The sequence below is a fragment of the Prochlorococcus marinus str. MIT 1013 genome (genome assembly GCF_027359395.1).
Taxonomy (GTDB): Bacteria; Cyanobacteriota; Cyanobacteriia; order PCC-6307; family Cyanobiaceae; genus Prochlorococcus_B; species Prochlorococcus_B marinus_E.
Window position 1 is genome coordinate 1,325,507 of sequence record NZ_CP114778.1, and the last position, 19,052, is coordinate 1,344,558.

Sequence of the window (19,052 nt, forward strand, 5' to 3'; positions counted from 1 at the left end):
TGAAATAAAAAATTAAAGTACTGATAAAGGAATATAAAAAGTAAATAACAGGTGACTTTAAAGTAAATTAGATGAAAAAAATTATAGAAGAAAACATAATATTATTAATGAAAGAATAAAGGTAAGGAAAGCCTCAATTTAGATAAATAAAAAATAGATAACATTTCAACTCTAAAAATCTATGAACACAGTAAACAGTGTTTTGTTAATTAAAAACGATAAAAGATATCAATAAAAATATCCCTTTTATTAGTCTATGAGTGAATACTTAATTTGAGGTAAAAAATAGACAAAAAAAAACCACCCTTGAAGGGTGGTTTTTAATGTTAAATGAGATTTAGTAGAAAGCCATGTTGGAAGTACTGAATGTACCAGTAACATCAAGAACCGATACAAGAGTTACATCATCATCTCCTGTCATAACGGTATTGGTATTAGCAGCGTGGGCGTCAATTTTGTAAACACCAACTTGCGTACCAGCAGCATTTTGAACAGCAACGAATGATGCATCATCAGCAGTGGAGTGTACCGCGCCAAGAGCAGCGTAGAAACCAGCTTCTGAAGTGAAATCATTAAGCGTTGCACCAGTTAGTAGAGCAAAACCAGCACTAGTAGATGAGTTGAAGGCACCACTAGCAACTGAACCTACAATTGCTGGAGTGACTTCAATATCACCAGTAGCGACTGCAATTTGGTCTTTAGTTGCATCGAAGTCAGTAATTCTAACTGCGTCAGCAACTATAGCGGTGAAGGAACTTGCGCTATCAGAGTGCAAGTTACCTGCGTCCTCACCACCGATTCTAACAATGTCAACACCAGTTCCAGTTGCGATACTAAGTGTACCTGCAGCGTTGGTTGCGAAGGTTTCAATAGTATCGTTACCTGATGTACCAACGATACTTGTTGAAGTCATCGCTGAAGTAGTGATACCACCTAAGTTTATAGATGCAGCCGCATCCATGTTATAGGTAAGGGTAGCGTTAGTGTTACCAGTAATTGAGTTTATAGCTCCAGCAAAGAAACCATTATCAACTGTGAGGTTTATACCAGCTGTTAGGGCTACATCATCAAATTGAGAAGCAGTGATTGTTACATGTGAAAGGTCAACAGTTTCAGTGATAGCGATGTCAGTGCCTGCATCACCAACAAGAGTAACCGCTGTGGAACCTAAGGTTGCTGCATCTAACGTAAGGTCACCATTACCAGCATTAGTAGTAATAGTATCGAAACCACTAATTGTTGTGTTGCTAAGGTCAACTGCGTTGTTAGCAGCACCAACTCCATTAATTGTCAAGTTTGAATCGCCACCACCAGTAACAGTAGTGAAGTTAGTAGCTGAGAAGTCAGCTTCATCAACTGTAAGTGTCTGGTCTGTTCCACCGATTGTCACTGTATCGATGTTTGTAATCGTATAGAGCGAGATGTTGTCGGAATCGTTGAAATTGATCCTAGTAACGACGTCTGCGAATTCACCGGTTACACCACCAGCGAAACCAGTGAAGTCAGCCGCATCAACAGTAAGAGTCTTAGCTAGGGTATCAGCTGTGTTTAGATCAAGAGTACTAGAAGCTGTAGTAGCCAATGTTATTGCAGAGAAGTCATATGTTCCTCCAGCAAGTTCGATGGTATCTACACCACCAGCATCTAAATCAAGACTAGTTACGTCAGTTAAGTTGTCGGTATCAAATTCGTATAAAACAGCCTCATTTACAGTGACAATGGTCTCAATCTTACGAAGGGTAATAGGCTTAAGGTCTACTGTTCCACCAGTAAGAGTTAGAGACTGAGTAGAAGTAGATACACCAGTGATGCTATTAGTCTCAGCAGCTGTTAAATCAGCCACATTCATTGTGATGCCTGAGATGTTACCGCCAAGTGTCATCGTCTCAACGTCGCTATATGCGATTCCGGAGAAACTAAATGTTGTACTAGGAGATGCGGCTGTGACATTAATAGTGTCATCACCTCCTTTACCATCAATTGTTGAACCTGCTAGGTGAGCAACAGTAGTAACAATAGTGTCATCTTCGTTTGTTAGGGCCTTGCCTTCAGTGAAGTGAGTCTTAGTTGCTGTATTGAAAGCTGCTTGTTTTGAAGTAGCTGTCACACCACTTCCTAATGTTAGGTCTGAAGATGTAATAGAGGTAACTCCATCGAGCTTGACCTGAAAATCAGTAGCACCTTCTAGAACTGAGTCTTCATCAATGTCAACCCAAAGAGTACTGGTGGCTGCGTTGAATACTGCAACCTTTGTTCCGTCAAGTAAACCTTGTGCTTCAGAGAAACTTGCTCCTACACCAGCAAACTGGGAACTAGAAATAATTCCAGCGAGACCAGAATTTAGAGCAAGTCCAGTTAGGTCAATATCATCTGAACCGCTTACAAATCCCTTAACTGTGTCTCTATCAGTATCTGACTGGAGTTTCGCTGTGTAAACAATAGTGTCTTCACCACCTTGAGAAAGGTCAATGGTGTCAGCACCAGTTGCAGTTGCGAAAGTTAATGTGTCATTAGCAGAACCTAATGTGATTGTAGCTCCACCTTTAGCAAAGTCAGTCCCAGAAATAACTACTTTATCTGTAGCAGCACTAGCATCTAGTGTTGCAAGAACTGGAGTTGATGGGTCTGTTGTAGCTGTAAGTGTAATTTCTGAATCACCACTTAAAACAATACTAGTTGCGTCTGATGCAACCAAAGTAGCGATGGTGAAAGTACCTTTCGCATCTGTGGTGTCATCGTCGACTGAAATATTCAGAGTTTCAGCATCAGCAGCATTCAGTGTTGCAATTCCTTCACCGGCTGCAACTGCGTCTATCGCAACAGTTACAACATCAGTTGATCCATCAGTCTTAAGGTCGACAACTAAAGAACCATCAGCAGCTACAAGGTTGGCCGCATCAACTTCAACAGTTATGCCTGAAACAGCATCATCAACAGTAGCTGTACCATTCGCAGTGATACCAGCGTCGTATACAACTCTAGTGATACCAGAGAAACTATCCATATCGATAGTTCCTGTACCTGAATCTGAGACTGTTAAATTCTCAACGCTAGATAAAGTTCCATTGATAGTTCCTGAAGCAACTGCCTGAGTCAACTTGATTGAGTCAGTTCCATCTCCTCCAGTGAAACTATCGCTTGCTTCGAAACCATCGGTAAAGTCTGCTGTGTCATTACCAGATCCACCAGTAACAACAACATCCTTAGTTGTTGTATCAGAATCAACTACAACGGAAAGATTTCCAGTAAATGCATTAGCATCGATCGTAGTTACACTGGCAAGCGCTCCAGAAATAGTTAGGTCTTTATCTCCAGTAACATTAAGAGTAGTTAAACCACCAGCTATTGTTGTGATTTCACTTGCGGCGCCTGAAGAATTGACGTTAACAGTCTCAACTCCTGCAGATGAATTATTACCTAATGTGATAGTACCAATGGAACCACCAGCAGTAGTTACGTTTCCATCAAGGTTAAGGGTGATAGCGTCTGAAGAACCCTTTAAAAGATCATCGTTGAACTTGATTGTTGTATCGCCAGCCTGAACATCTTTCAATTCAACAGTTGTTAGAGCTTTCAATCCATCTACGGTTACATCAGTAGTAGAGAGAGTGTTTATAACTGTGCTTACATCTGTAGAACCAGTAGCAGTGAAAGTAGTACCGCCAGTTGCATCAGATTGAATTTTGAGAGTCTCAACAGATGAGGTTGTAAAACCGTTCTCCGTTACCGCAGCAGCACCAGTAGCTGTATATCTAAGAGTATCTGTACCTGAACCACCAGTTAATGAATCACCAGTTGTCAATGTAGCGTTACTTCCTACGAAAGTATCGTTGTAAGCTCCACCAGAAACTGAATCAACTTTGTCAGTTAGAGTTACAGTTGTTCCCGTTGTAGTAGTACTTGCAGAAGTCATGTCAGAGACTGCTGTATCAACGGCTGCATCTGTCGCAGCAGTTGAAGTTACAGTCGCTAGCCATGTTTTTGCTGAATCAAAAGCTGCACCGGCTTTAAAGTCTGCTCCAGTTGTCTCAGGCACATAAGCAAGAATCGCAGCAGTATCAGCTTTTACATCAGCTGTGAATAATTCAGCTGCTGCAACCTTATTGGTGAGAGCTAATGCATCAGCTGCACCTTGTACTTCGTTACCTTCTATTGGGTTAGCAGTTGACCAAATCAAATCAAGAGCAAGACTTGAAAGAGATTTTCTACCAGCCTTAACTTCGCCAGTCCAGAAGAGTAATCCTTCAGCTTCTGCTGACCGACCAAAAAGATTTATAAATAACGAATTTACTTGATCTTGTTCCGACTTTGAAGCGATAGTTGTGTTCTTATATTCGTCCTGAGCGTAAATTTTTTCAGCAAATTCAGTTTCAGTAAGGCCACTTTCTAACCAGAAAGTAATTCCTGTTGGATGTCCAGGCCTTCCAAAGTAAGCGATGTACTGTTGTTGAAGCTGGGTAGTAGTTAGTGTTGTTGACATCGAATGTAAAAGAGTCAGAGCTTTTAGATAGGGGACTCCGCAATTGCGGTGCGGGTGCCGAGAACCCTGTCTTTGGGTCTGGCATTGATGCAATTGGTTACTGCATGAAGCAATTACCTATTGCAGTAGGCCGGCTAAATATACACGCAGACAGGATCAAGTAAATAGGAACTCGTATTATCAGTAGTGATTTCAACACAAGTAATTAGGTACTAACCGACCACAGGGACCTTAATCTCTAAAGCATTAAAAAATCTATAAATCTAGTTATTGCAGGCACTCTAAGGATATTTGAAATTGTTAAGTTTGACAAAACGATTCAGCTTTTTACCTAATAATTTCCATAAAAAAAGGATACACTAATTTAACTGTCACATAGAATTTATTCAATTCTCACAGTGGTTTTCGAATTTTTTTGATCTTCGTGTTTTTCTTATTCAATGAGATAAGAATAATTAGTGAAATCAATTCGCCAATCAGAATTATTAATTATGAGACCCAAAGCACTTGTCATTGGATGCTCGGGACAGGACGGTTCGTATTTATGCAAGCATTTACTTGGTCACGGTGAAAAAGTTATAGGCACATCAAGAAGTAACAATTGTACTTTTAAAAACCATCTTTTACTTGGAATCAACGACAAGTTTCCCATAAAAGCTATTAATCTTTTTGATTTAGGTGAATTAAAAGAACTTTTGATTAAAGAAAACCCGACTCATATATATAATTTTTCAGCCCAATCATCCGTAGGCTATTCTTTTAGTAATCCAATCGAAACGCAAAAAAGCATTTCACTAGTCACTATTAATTTATTAGAGGCGTGTAGACAAATTTCATATAGTGGAAATATTTTTTTTGCAGGAAGTAGTGAAGTGTACGGTAATACAGAAATGGCTGCCAAAGTCGAATTTCCCTTCGACCCACAAAATCCTTATGCGATTGCGAAAGTAGAGAGTATGTATCTGATTAAATTATATAGAGAAATATATAACTTACGAGCTGCAACCGGGGTACTGTTTCCACATGAATCACCACTAAGAAATGAAAATTTTATAATTCATAAAATCATCGCTGGAGCTGTTGAATGTACAAGAAACAAATCGCATAAAATAACTATTGGGAATATCAATATAGAAAGAGATTGGGGCTGGGCTGAAGAATATATAAAAGGAGTACACAAAATGAATAACCTTAAAATTTTTAAAGACCAAATTATTTGTACTGGTGAATCGACAAAGTTAGAAGAATTTATTAATATAACTTTCAATAAATTAAACTTAAATTGGAAGGAACACGTTATTGTTGATAAAAGTCTATTTAGAGGAAAGGATATCAATAAAAGTATTGGTGATCCTTCACAAATGTTTTTAGATAGCAATTGGAAAGCAACTATAAAAATTGATCAGATAATTGAAAGGCTGCTGGAGAGTAAGATAAATAAGTCTCCATTTTAATTTTAATTAATTTCCAAGCTCTTAATCATTTTAAATAGTCTTTGACTAACTTTAGAGAAACTTCTATTATTAATGAGATCAATTTTTTTTGCCTCTAAAACCTCGGTATAATGCCTAGACATATTTGCAGATTCGATAACGTTCAAAATACCATTAGCTATATCTTGAGGTGAAAACCCTTTCAGCCTATGAACCAAATCAGAGACATCATCAAATATTGGTAAAGGTGTTACTAAAACAGGTCTTAAAGTTGAAAGACCATATCTAACTGCAGCACTCGAGGATTCATTTGAGAACTGATAAGGGAATATTAAATAATCATTGTGACTTAATAGATCTAATGATTGATTATCCGTCATATATTTTGAATTAATTGTAACAAATTCTGATAGATTTAAAGTATTAACTAAATCAATTAATTCATCAAAAGTGCTTTGATAATTTTGATTATAAATCGCAGAATATATACTTAAATTGATATTTAAACCTTTTTTGATAAGCAAATTTGTAGCTAATATTAATTCTTTGAATCCTTTATTCGGCAGACAAAAGCCATAGGATCCAATATTTAAAGTTTTAGAAGTTGAAGAAGATATATCTATTGATTTTATTTTTTTGTACTGATATTTATTACATAAAAGTGGATGAGGAAGTAAGCATACATTATCTATTAAACCAATTTTTTTAAGTCGATTTAAATCGCTTATAGTATGAACAATTAGTCGTTGACATTTGCTAAAAGCATCAAATAATAAAGAAAGTTTTTTTGAATGATCGTCCTCTGGGTCAATCGTAGAATGAAGAATAATGAATATATTAATATCTCTCTTATAGATTGTATTAATAAATTTAGATAAACATTCAAAGTCAAAAAAACCATAATTAAACTGAATAACCAAAGAAGTTATATTAGAAGTAAATACTCTTTGTGCGAGGTCTAAAAGTTTATCCTGATCATCCCAAGAAGGAAAAACTTTTTCTCCCTTAATCGGAGACAACTCTTCATCATAAGGAGTAAAAAATAAAACTTCATCATTTATAAATTTAAATAAATTCTTAGAATATGAAGCGATTCCACATTTTGAGTTCCATGTAGTAATACATCCTAACTGGGTTTTATGATTATTAAATACAGAAAGTTCATTGTTAACGAAGTTCAAATTATTTTTGGCAACTTCATCCCAGGTGAAATTATTAATTTCCTCTTTTGCTTTAAGAGTTTTCTTTTTTAAGACTTTAGGATTAGCATCATAGACTTGTCGTAATAAATAGCTTAAGTGATCTACTGAAGGTTCAGCCCAATATGAACTATCTAAATTAAAATGAGATTTAGATGGAACAAAATCATAATCAATTAGCCAACTATTATCTTCATTACAAAAATCCAGCTGTCCTCCCCAATTAGTTGTTACAACTGGAACTCCTATCCTCATAGCTTCACCAATGGGAAGTCCAAAGCCTTCTCCTCTACTCGGTGCTACTAGCATGTCTATTTTTAAAAAGAGTGCTTTAATTTCTTGATCAGTTAAATCTTTTTTAATTAATAAAACATGAGGAAATAAAGGATTAGAAGAAATTAATTTTTGAATTTGCTGATCTACATTATTATGAGGATTATCGAAAGTTTTAATAATTAAAGTAATATCATCATTAATGGAAAAAGATTTCTCATATGCCTTAAGTAAGATATCAATACCTTTCCTAGGAAAACAAGAAGATATGTGTAAAATCTTATAATTTTTTACATCTAAAGCATCTAAATTATAACCTCTATCTAATTCATTATCTTTTGTACTATCTAAATGATCTAAACCCAAGCCAGTTACTTGAATAGGGATACATACACCATTATCAATGAGTATCTTTTTAACCTGTGAAGACATAACTGTTATTCCCTGCAAGTAACTATTAAAATCATCTACCCAATTAGAAGGGAATTCTGATTCTTCCCATCCATAACAATGAAGTAAATTAAATTTAGAACTCAGGTCATGAACTCTTGGAGGATAAAGATTGCGGCTCACCACATCGGTAATTAGATTTGAGTTAAGCGAATTTTTATACAAAGAATAGATTTCAGTATATTTGCTCAAAAAAGGAAGATTAGGCTCATAGTCACCAGGTCCCTCTGTTATGTGTATTGAAAGATTATCTATTAATTTATGCATTGAATTTATAAAACACCTATTTAGAATGGCTAAACTGTATGATGAATCGATAGGACCTTCAATTCTCCAAGATAGATTATTATTTTTAGTTGATATTTTCCTGGCTAGGTTATCTAATTCACTAGTATTTTTATCAATAGAAGCTGCTACTTGAAAATGAAATTCTTCATCAGTAATTTTTCTAAATAATTTAAACTTATTGAGCTTTTGTATTAATAAATTCAACTGTTCGATATTATTTATAGAAATAGTTTTCCAATCTAATAAATGAGATTTTGGTTTACTTGAATCAATTATAATTTTACAAGCATTTACCGCAGCCTTTGCTGTACTCTTCCATGAAAACTTTTGACTTTGTTTAATTGAATTTGCTTTGAGAAAATAATTAAAATTCTTATCTAACAATGCCCTTGTAATTAAATTGCTAATTTGATCGACATCTTTTGGATCAAACATTGCAGATTCAAGCTCTATAACCTCAGGAATACTTGTAGTATTTGAACCTATAACAGGTGCCCCGCAACACATAGCCTCTAAGACAGGCAAACCAAATCCTTCATGTAAAGAAGGAAAAACAAACAAAGAACATTTTCTATAAAGTTCTACCAAATCAAAATCCGTTACATAACCTATATGAACAATCTTATCTGAATCAATATTGAATAATTTTATCCAAGAATTCAGAAGTTCAGACTCAGCCTTTAATAATTTACCAACAAGAACTAATTTATATGTACGAAGTTCCATTGGAAGCAAACTATAAGCTTCTAAAAGGCTTTTAACATTTTTTCGTGGGTCATTAGCACCAGAATATAAAATAAATGGAGTATAATCACTAACATCAATTAAATTAGAAGTCTCTATCTGAGTAAAAGTATTAAAAGTCTTTTTATCACATGCAGATGAAATATTAAATATCTTATTTTGATGATAACGTAAATGTTTCTTTGCTTCTTTTAAAGCTGAATTTGAAATAGCTAATAATCCATCAAGATTTCTAATCTTTTTAATCTTAGATCTATAATACTTTTCAAAATCTGGATTATTGTTTAAATATAAATCTGGATTGATTAAAGGTATTAAATCATAAAATATTGCTACTGTTGGTACATCTAGAATATCATAATCAAAATCAACACAGCAATTGTCAGAAAAGCCTTCAAAATAACTTGTAATTAGAATAATATCAACATGGAGACAATTAAATACATATGACCTTAAAAATATAGCAAGTTTAGTTTTTATTTTATCCATCGAAACATAATCATATGGAGCTGGTGAATACCATTGAAGATAAGTAACATTACCATTATCAATATAATTTTTTAAATCTAATCTAATGTCAAATAGTAAAGAGTTAGCAACTAGAATTATTTCATCTTCTGGATGTTCTTTGATAATATTTTTAATCACCTCTAAAGAATATCTACCAATGCCCCGTGTCCGACTACCTTCACTTTGAACACCTTGAAGATCTATGGCAATTCTCATTTATTTCTTCCTGATAATTTTTTTTTATATTCCTTAGCCTTCGGTGAACCTTCAAAATGTAATGATAATTTTTGATTAAATCTAGTAAGATTATTATCAAGTTTTATTATCTTGTTGGCTTTATTAAGAATATGATTAGCATTAATATTTATGGGGTTACCTAATAGCCTATTAAGTATAAAATTTATTATAGATAACACTATTTTTGAGGTAAGGAAATTACGTGTAAGTTTATACTTAACTAATATCTTAAAAATCTTATTACATAAAAGAAGCATTAATCTTCTAATTAATTTTAAAATAAAAACAATTGGTCTAATGATTAATCTGAAAAAACCAGCTATATAAATAATATATTTTAATCGAGCTTTTAATAATCTAATTTCCTCTTTAGATAAAGTTACTTCTTCATTTAGGAGATAAATCTTGTCTTCTAACTCTCGTTTCTCAAGTTTTATTTTTTCTTTATAATCCTTCCTGTAAGTCTCGTATTGATTTATTAAAGTTTCTAACTTAAGATCATAATCTGTAGCAGCTTCAAATGTATTAACACCAATATTTAAGCTTGATTGCCAATTAGTATTATCAGAAAATATGAGATCATATTTTTCTTGTTTTTTAGTAGAAATAATGCATAAATCCTGAGCTACTCCATTTAGTATTCTTGTTATTTTTAATGGACTAGCATTTTCTAAAGGTCCACCATTTAAATACAAATATTTAGCGTTAGTAAAACCTGCTTTTTCTAAATGAAAGCATATGCCATCTGGGTTGATCGGACTAATATGTGTAGGATCAACATAAAAAGTTTTTGATGAAACTATTAAATTATCAATACTTGGAGTCTCCATAATAAGAAATCCATTATCACTCAAAACTCTTTGGCATTCACTAATTAATGTAATTAAGTTTTCATACTCAAGATGTTCAATCATATGAAATATAGTTATTACAGTAACGGATCCATCTGAGAAATTAGATAATTTTTCAATCGCGTCGCCCTCTATCACATTCAAACCATTATCTTTACAAAGATTTATCATTGACAAGTCAGATTCTATACCAATGCAATTATTAAATTTTTTACTACATTTCTCAAGCCACTCTCCTCTTCCACAACCAATATCAAGAAGACTAGCTAATGGATCTTGTTCTAAAATTAAATCAATCAAAGAATCATAAGTAACAAATTTTTTCAAAATGTTTTCACGCTCGCCTCTGAATTTATTTTCAAATTCAAGATAATAGTTAGATTCCATGATCATTATATTTAGACATGAGATAAGTTAGTATTTATCAAATCAGATTGAAGATCAATAGATAATAAATAGAATGACTTTTGAGTTATAATTATAGCATTCATAGAATCAAAAATTAAATTGATGGCTTACTAATGATTTATTCTCTTGTATAGATTTTACAATATGAAAGATTTTATCCTAGTAAAGCATGCCACAGGTGCACCTGGCTTAAGACTACTTGGATTAGGTCCAATGCTCTTACCTCAAAGAGGGGTTATAAAGCTTAAATCCTTTTTAGATAGAAATACCTTATGGGCAAAAAGGCGAAGAAATGATGAAATCAAAAAAATGTTATCAAATAGTGTTTGTACTGTAAGTGTTTGGAAAAATAATCAGATTATTGGATTTGGTAGAGCCACAAGCGATGGTATATATAGAGCCGTTTTGTGGGATATAGTTGTTGAAAAAAAATATCAAAAATATGGGATAGGTAAGTTAATAGTTAATTCAATATTAGAAAATAATTCAATAGTTAAAGTAGAAAAAGTTTATGTAATGACAACAAATTGTGAAAGATTCTATTTAAGTATGGGCTTTAAAACTGAAAGAGATCAAACACTTATGATTTTAAAAAAAGGAAGATAGTTTGATTTTTTTTGTAACTATATATTGATTTAATTAATCTATAGCTAGATTTGAATATCCTAAAAAAATAATTTTCTAAATAAATTAAATTTAAATTATTTCTTGCTTTTATTTGAATGAATATAAGTACTGAGATTTTATTTCACTTGTTACATAAAGCGGATGAAGAGATTCGAACTCTCGACATTCTCCTTGGCAAGGAGATGCTCTACCACTGAGCTACATCCGCATAAACATTGTTAGTGTTTAATATATTAAGCATGCCTTAAAAGAGGTGTTGTGGTCAAATAATTCTCTCAATTGACAAGATTATTTAAGTCACTGCCTTCATTAACGAACCCATTTCAAGGGCTTGCAAAGCATAGTTCCACCCTAGATTGTTCTTAATCCCTGCTCTCTCAAGTGCTTGCTGCATAGTATCGGTGGTTAAAACACCAAAAACAATTGGCACCCTAGTTTCTCTTGAAACAGTAGCAATACCTTTGCTCGCCTCTGACACCACCACATCAAAGTGTGGAGTGTCTCCTCTAATCACTGCTCCCAAAGTAATTAAAACCTCGTATTTACCCGTTCGAGCAAGTTCTTGAGAAATAATTGGTAATTCAAAAGAACCAGGCACCCATGCAATATCCAATTGCTTGCTTGACTCTGACACATCAATCCCATGCCGAGACAAACAATCTAGACATCCACTTAAGAGCTTATTTGTAATTAGATCATTAAATCTAGCTATAACAATAGCCACTCTTAAAGACGATGATTTTTGAAAGGTACCCTCTATTGTCGCCATTTTTTAAAGGCTTTTACCACCTACTAACAGTAACCTCTTATGAGTAAAATTAAAACATTCAGTTGAAAATTATTCCATATAAGCAATTCTTCTTAAACGTTTTTCTTACACACTCATTTGATGAGTGATGTATTCGCCAACTAAGGCTTGAAGTAGTACTAAATGAAACCATACTCCCGCAAGGATCTCGATCTTTTTAATGTTGGGATTTCTATTGTCCTCAGGATTGGTTTGGGTCATGTAAAAAACAGGAACACCAATTACCAAAAGCAATGATGAGAACAAAAGTGCGTTCGCGACGATTGAATTAATAGCCAGCATAATTGAAGCTGCAGAAAAATTTCTCAATATTCAATAATTCTCCCATGTAAGTGTTTTTTTGACGTATTCCTCTTCATATTTGTAGCGAGGCTTCACATGCAAAAAAAGTTAATTCTTCTAAAATGCATTGATTGAATAGTGAGCAATTAAATGGCTGCCAGCCAAAACCCCATACAAGGCAGTCTGTTTGGGGCAAATGAAAAGAGTGGTGCCAATGAAACTGAACAACTTATTAGTTCAAAAACATCTAACGAAAATCTTTCAAATCAACAACTGAAAGATGACGCATCACTAAGACCTCGCAGAAAAAATACTTCTAAAAATCGAAATCAAAAAATAGATCTCGATGCGTTTTCTCATGCTGAGATCGAAGAGCCAAAATGGTCCCATCATAATTTGCCAGAAATTGATGATCTCACTCCTGCATTAAGACATTATGTCGAATTAAAAGTAGAGAATCCTGATCGAATTCTGCTTTATAGGCTTGGAGATTTCTTCGAGTGTTTTTTTGAAGATGCAATAACACTTTCACAGCTTCTAGAAATAACACTCACCAGTAAAGAGGGTGGTAAAAAAATTGGCAAAGTGCCTATGGCTGGAATACCGCACCATGCATCTGATCGATATTGCACAGAGCTCATCAAAAAAGGTTTATCAATTGCTATTTGCGATCAACTTGAAGCAGCCCCATCAAAAGGCAATAAATTAATAAAAAGAGGCATAACTCGATTAATCACCCCTGGTACAATTTTAGAGGAAGGGATGCTTAGGGCTAAACAAAATAATTGGCTAGCTTCTGTTCTAATAGAATCAAAAACGACAAAAGACACAATTAACTGGTCTTTAGCAAAGATAGATGTCAGTACAGGTGAATTTATTGTTCAAGAAGGAAAAGACACTAAAGATTTACGTCAAGAATTAATTAAACTAAATGCAGCTGAAGTGATATCAGAAAAAAAATCAATTTCAAACAAAAACTGGCATGAAGGATTACTAGATATAACGGAGTTTAATCAAACATCATTTTCCCAATTAGAAGCAACAGCAACTATTAAAAATCATTATTGTTTAAATAATATTGATGGATTAGGTATTGAGTCAGATTCTCTATCAATAAGAACAGTTGGAGGTTTGATAGAATATTTAAACAAAACTCATCCAAATCTAAATGATAATTTCAAAAAAGGAATCAAGACAAATATATGTATTGATTTTCCTAACATAAAAAATAATCAAACAGAACTAATTATAGATAATCAAACAAGAAGAAATTTAGAAATTACTTCAACTCAAAAAAATGGTCAATTTCATGGTTCATTACTATGGGCAATTGATAAAACATTGACTGCAATGGGGGGTAGATGTATGAGGAGTTGGTTAGAAGAACCTTTAACAGATCTTTATACTATCGAAAGTAGACAAAAAATAATAGGCTTACTAGTCCAATCCTCAAGGTTAAGAAGAAATATCCGAAAAGTTTTGAAAGCAATGGGTGATTTAGAACGACTCGCAGGTAGAGCAGGAGCCCAACAAGCTGGAGCAAGAGATTTAGTTGCTATCGCTGAAGGTATTAACCGTTTTCCTATCATTAAAAAGTATCTTAATGACCCAATATTTGAAGAAACTAAATTTTTCGAAGCTCTAATAAATTTAGATCAAGACTTAATAGATCTTGCTTTAAAAATAAACAATCAAATCATAGAAAACCCACCTCTTAGCCTTACTGAAGGCGGATTAATTTATGATGGTATTAACCCTATACTTGATGGACTTAGAAATCAACTTGATGATCACAATTCATGGTTAAGATCTCAAGAACTAGAAGAAAGAAAGAACAGTAATATTAATAATTTAAAGCTTCAATATCATCGGTCTTTTGGTTACTTTTTATCAGTAAGCAAAGCAAAGTCTATTAATGTACCAGATCACTGGATCAGAAGACAAACATTAACAAATGAAGAACGATTTGTCACACCAGATCTCAAAGAAAGAGAAGGAAAGATCTTCCAAGTAAAAGCTAGAATATCACAACTTGAATATGAACTTTTTTGCGAACTTAGAATTCTTGTTGGAAATAAATCAAATATTATTAGAAAAGCTGCCAAAGCAATATCTTACTTAGATGTTTTATCTGGACTATCTGAATTAGCAGCTACAAATAACTACGTTCAACCAAAGGTAGTTGGTAATCAAAATAAAAATCAATCAAGAAAATTATCAATTGTAGAGGGGCGTCACCCTGTGGTTGAGCAGATTCTAATAGATAAAGAGTTCGTTCCTAATGATATTGAGCTTGGATCTAAGACAGATCTAATAATTCTTTCAGGCCCCAATGCAAGTGGCAAAAGTTGTTACTTAAGACAAGTAGGTGTCTTGCAAATCATGGCTCAAATTGGCAGTTGGATACCAGCTAAATCTTGCACTTTAGGAATTGCTGATCAACTTTTCACACGCGTCGGAGCAGTAGATGATTTAGCGGCAGGTCAATCAACTTTTATGGTTGAAATGATTGAAACAGCATTCATTTTAAACAAAGCGACTGAAAAATCATTGGTTTTATTAGATGAAATTGGACGAGGAACCTCAACTTTCGATGGCTTATCTATTGCTTGGTCAGTGAGCGAATTTTTAGCAAAAAAAATCAAGAGTCGTTCAATATTTGCAACTCATTATCATGAATTGAATCAAATTTCGGAATATATTGATAATGTAGAAAACTATCAAGTTCTGGTTCAACATAAAAATAATACACTTTCATTTCTTCATAAAGTTGAAAGAGGAGGAGCGAATAAAAGTTATGGAATTGAAGCTGCGCGCCTTGCTGGCGTCCCCAGAGAAGTAATAAATAATGCAAAGATGATATTAAATAATCTTGAAAAAAATAGCTCGAAAACTATTCAAATAACCAAATCAGTTAAAAGCTGAAAATAAAAATATTCTCTTAATTTAATTTTCAGCAGCTCTCAATAAGGCATTTATAGCGGCTGCAGCTGTAGATGCACCTCCTTTGGAACCCTCCAAGACAATATATTGACATTCACTATTCAATAATCGAATTTTACTCTCAGAAACACCTATAAAACCAACTGGCATTCCAATAATTAAACTAGGTATTTTATAACCAGCTTCAACAAGATCTAATAAAGACATTAAGGCTGTTGGCGCACTCCCAATCACAACTAAAGGAGCATTCAATAAATTATCTTTCTCCTCAAAATCTAACCATACATTTCTCATCCCAATTGCACTTCTAGTAGATGAAGTCGAATCACTGGACTTGGGAGCCTCAGCTAAAATGCATTGAACGTCTGAATTTAAAGTTCTTTTAGCCATGGGAGATATTGCCGCCTTTGCCATATACGTATCAGTCAAAATCTTTGCCCCATTTCGCAAAGCATTAATAGCGTCCTCGCAAGCCCTGGAACTAAACCTCACGGATGACTTCAAGCTAAAATCTCCACTTGAATGAATAATCCGTTCTAAAATTGATTGCTGAACCTGATCCAGTCCGGTGAAGCCGAGTTTAGATCTAATATATTTAACACTTTCAAGAAAAATTGGATGCTCTGGTGTTTTCACTGTTAAATTTCTCTAGTTAATTTAAGATCAGTTCTTTTAACAACATATCTCTAAGTAATGCCGATACATTTAATATGGGGGGATGATTATGAAGCCAGTAACAGGGAAATAAAAGAAATAATTGAAAAGGTTATTGATCCAGTATGGAAAAGCTTTAATTACAGTCAAATAGATGGAAATGATCCAAAACAAAATTTCAGAGCTCTTGAAGAAGTTCAAAGTGCTCCTTTAGGAAGCGGAGGAAGAATTGTTCTTGTTCGAAGAAGTCCATTTTGTAACGGATGTTCTCTTGAGCTTGCTGAGAAGCTTGAACAAGCAATTAAATTAATTCCTGATAATACACATCTGATTCTAAATAATTCAAATAAACCTGATAAAAGACTTAAAACTACTAAATCAATACAAAAAAGTATCCAATTAAATTCATTCTCTAAGGAAAAAAGTTTTATTCTTCCGCTACCATGGGATATCAATGGACAGCGGAACTTAGTCAAGAATAATTTACATAGATTAAATCTAAAAATGAATCATGAAACAATTGATTTAATAGTAGAAAGTATAGGTAATGATAGCTCTTTAATAAATACTGAGCTTCAAAAACTTGCATTATTATCAGAAGCACTTAATGAACAATCAAAGACAGATAAAGTACAAGAAATATCAAAAGATTTAGTCATCCAACTAGTTCAAAATAATTCGACTAATGCTCTTGAAATTGCAAATTCACTACTTAAAGGAGAGAGAATTATAGCTCTAAACCAAATTCAATCCTTACTTGATAATGGAGAACCAGCTTTAAGGCTCATTACAACGTTAACTGGTCAATCTAGAGGATGGCTTTGGGTACATCTCTTAGACTCAGAGGGAAATCAGGACGTCAAAGAAATAGCCAGACTTGCTGGGATTGCTAATCCAAAACGTATTTTTGTTATACGCAAACAAATTCAAACCAAATCGTTGGAAACGTTGCTTGAACTAATGAAAAAATTGTTAAAAATCGAAGCCTCAATAAAATCAGGAACCAATCCAATCGATTCTTTTAAAGATAATCTGCTAACAGAAAGTAAAATTTTGACTAATAACTGAAATAATCAATACATTAACGAGAGTTCAATGACTTTGCTGGTTCAAAAATATGGCGGCACCTCTATAGGAAGCATTGAGCGAATAAAAGCTGTCGCCCAAAGAATCAAATCAAGCAAAGAGAAAGGAAATGATCTTGTAGTTGTTGTGTCGGCGATGGGAAATACAACTGATGAATTAACACAGCTAGCAACACAAATAACAGTTAAACCTCCTCAGAGAGAGATGGATATGCTCCTATCCACTGGAGAACAGGTTTCAATAGCATTATTAACAATGGCCCTTAATGAATTGGGCACACCAGCAATCTCCTTAACTGGAACTCAAGCTGGAATTATTACAGAATCAGTCCATGGGCGAGCAAGAATACTGGAGATAAGAACAGAACGAATAAAAAATCTCATAAATCAAGGTAAAACCATAGTTATTGCTGGATTCCAAGGGACAAGCCTTGGTATGGGAGGAATTGCTGAAATTACAACTTTAGGACGAGGAGGATCAGATACGTCTGCAGTCGCATTAGCAGCATCTCTTGAAGCTGAAAAATGTGAAATTTATACTGATGTTCCTGGCGTTTTAACAACTGATCCAAGAATTGTTAAAAACGCACAATTAATGAAAAGTATTAGTTGCGATGAAATGTTAGAACTTGCAAGCCTTGGAGCTGCTGTTTTGCATCCTCGAGCAGTTGAAATAGCAAGAAATTTCGGCCTAACTCTTGTAGTGAAGTCAAGTTGGGACAATCTTGATGGAACCACTTTGACTAGTAAAAAGAATCATGTGTTTTCTAAAGCCGGGATAGAACATCGCAGTCCTGTCGATGGTTTAGAACTTGTTGAGAATCAAGCAGTCGTAGCTCTATCTAATATTCCAGATCGTCCAGGAATTGCTGCTGAGCTTTTTGAATCTTTATCAACAGGTGGTGTAAATGTAGATCTAATTATTCAAGCAACCCACCAAATCAACTCGAACGATATTACGTTTACTGTTGCAGAACATGAATTAAACAATGCACAAGATCAATGCAAAAAACTCATGCATACTATTGGAGGGGAAATATCTTCTCAAAAAAGTCTGACCAAACTAAGTATTTATGGAGCTGGAATAATGGGGAGAACTGGAATAGCATCATCTCTATTCCAAACTCTTTCTGATTCTGGAATTAATATAAGACTTATAGCAACTAGTGAAGTCAAAGTAAGTTGTGTTATTGATGCAGAATTAGGAAAAAAAGCATTACGTAGCGTAGGAGAAGTATTCAAGCTTACAGATAAACAAATTACTCTTAATCCTATTATTGAAACTAACAACGAGCCAGAAGTAAGAGGTATAGCTTTAGACAAAGATCAAATCCAAATCAGTGTTAAAAATGTACCAGACAAGCCAGGGACTGCTTCAACTATATGTTCCACATTAGCTGAAAAGAATATCAGCTTAGATACAATAGTTCAATCAGAAAGAAAGCATCAGGATAAAACTAAAGATATTAGTTTCACATTAAAGAAAAATGATAGAAGCGATGCTAAATATGCATTAAGAGAATTAATTTCCAATTGGAAAGGGGCAACACTTGAAGAAGGAGAATCCATAGTCAGAATTAGCGCAGTAGGATCTGGAATGCCTTTCACAAAAGGAACCGCTGGTAAAATATTTAGAGCGCTAGCAAATCAAAAAATCAATATCGAAATGATCGCTACGAGTGAAATCAGAACAACTTGTATTATCTCAGAAAAATATGGTGAAAAAGCATTAAATGAAATTCATTCCTGCTTTAAATTAGGAAAAAATCAAATCTAGCAA

General features: G+C 33.9%; 11 protein-coding genes and 1 tRNA gene. 5 read left to right on the plus strand and 7 right to left on the minus strand.

Annotated features, from left to right (window positions below; all coding sequences use genetic code 11):
• Positions 1 to 337 precede the first annotated feature (337 nt).
• Positions 338 to 4,480 carry a DUF4214 domain-containing protein gene (locus O5633_RS07855; protein ID WP_269609076.1) on the minus strand — a complete coding sequence of 1,381 codons (4,143 nt, stop codon included), beginning with the start codon at positions 4,478 to 4,480 and terminating at the stop codon, positions 338 to 340.
• A gap of 458 nt (positions 4,481 to 4,938) precedes the next feature.
• Between O5633_RS07855 and O5633_RS07860 the strand changes: the two genes are divergently transcribed.
• A complete protein-coding gene (locus tag O5633_RS07860) occupies positions 4,939 to 5,934 on the plus strand; it encodes a GDP-mannose 4,6-dehydratase (protein ID WP_269609077.1) in 996 nt (331 codons plus the stop codon).
• Between the two features lie 2 nt (positions 5,935 to 5,936).
• On the opposite strand, the gene O5633_RS07865 is transcribed toward O5633_RS07860, so the two are convergent.
• Both O5633_RS07865 and O5633_RS07870 read right to left on the minus strand, forming a co-directional pair.
• Positions 5,937 to 9,593 (minus strand): glycosyltransferase, encoded by a 3,657-nt coding sequence (locus O5633_RS07865; protein WP_269609078.1) that lies wholly within the window; start codon positions 9,591 to 9,593, stop codon positions 5,937 to 5,939.
• Positions 9,590 to 10,852: a class I SAM-dependent methyltransferase gene (locus tag O5633_RS07870; RefSeq protein WP_269609079.1), complete on the minus strand. Its 1,263-nt coding sequence runs from the start codon at positions 10,850 to 10,852 to the stop codon at positions 9,590 to 9,592. Before O5633_RS07870 ends, O5633_RS07865 begins: the two co-directional genes overlap by 4 nt.
• A 165-nt stretch (positions 10,853 to 11,017) precedes the next feature.
• Between O5633_RS07870 and O5633_RS07875 the strand changes: the two genes are divergently transcribed.
• Positions 11,018 to 11,479 (plus strand): GNAT family N-acetyltransferase, encoded by a 462-nt coding sequence (locus O5633_RS07875; RefSeq protein WP_269609080.1) that lies wholly within the window; start codon positions 11,018 to 11,020, stop codon positions 11,477 to 11,479.
• A gap of 157 nt (positions 11,480 to 11,636) precedes the next feature.
• On the opposite strand, the gene O5633_RS07880 is transcribed toward O5633_RS07875, so the two are convergent.
• The 3 genes from O5633_RS07880 to psbZ form a co-directional block, all read right to left on the minus strand.
• Positions 11,637 to 11,708 (minus strand) — tRNA-Gly (locus O5633_RS07880).
• 84 nt (positions 11,709 to 11,792) lie between these two features.
• A complete protein-coding gene (gene ribH / locus O5633_RS07885) occupies positions 11,793 to 12,269 on the minus strand; it encodes a 6,7-dimethyl-8-ribityllumazine synthase (RefSeq protein ID WP_269609082.1) in 477 nt (158 codons plus the stop codon).
• A 105-nt stretch (positions 12,270 to 12,374) separates the two neighbouring features.
• On the minus strand, positions 12,375 to 12,617 hold the full coding sequence (psbZ, locus tag O5633_RS07890) for a photosystem II reaction center protein PsbZ (protein ID WP_269609083.1): 243 nt from the start codon (positions 12,615 to 12,617) through the stop codon (positions 12,375 to 12,377).
• 123 nt (positions 12,618 to 12,740) lie between these two features.
• Here psbZ and mutS point away from each other — a divergent pair, with 123 nt between their 5' ends.
• A complete protein-coding gene (gene mutS, locus O5633_RS07895) occupies positions 12,741 to 15,515 on the plus strand; it encodes a DNA mismatch repair protein MutS (RefSeq protein WP_269609084.1) in 2,775 nt (924 codons plus the stop codon).
• 21 nt (positions 15,516 to 15,536) lie between these two features.
• Here the strand turns inward: mutS and O5633_RS07900 are convergent, their stop codons facing one another.
• Positions 15,537 to 16,169: a precorrin-8X methylmutase gene (locus O5633_RS07900; protein WP_269609085.1), complete on the minus strand. Its 633-nt coding sequence runs from the start codon at positions 16,167 to 16,169 to the stop codon at positions 15,537 to 15,539.
• A 57-nt stretch (positions 16,170 to 16,226) separates the two neighbouring features.
• On the opposite strand from O5633_RS07900, the gene holA reads away from it, so the two are divergent.
• Both holA and O5633_RS07910 read left to right on the plus strand, forming a co-directional pair.
• Positions 16,227 to 17,255, plus strand: a complete 1,029-nt coding sequence (gene holA / locus O5633_RS07905) for a DNA polymerase III subunit delta (RefSeq protein ID WP_269609086.1) — start codon at positions 16,227 to 16,229, stop codon at positions 17,253 to 17,255.
• Positions 17,256 to 17,282: 27 nt separating this feature from the next.
• A complete protein-coding gene (locus tag O5633_RS07910) occupies positions 17,283 to 19,049 on the plus strand; it encodes an aspartate kinase (RefSeq protein ID WP_269609087.1) in 1,767 nt (588 codons plus the stop codon).
• The last annotated feature ends 3 nt before the right edge of the window (positions 19,050 to 19,052 follow it).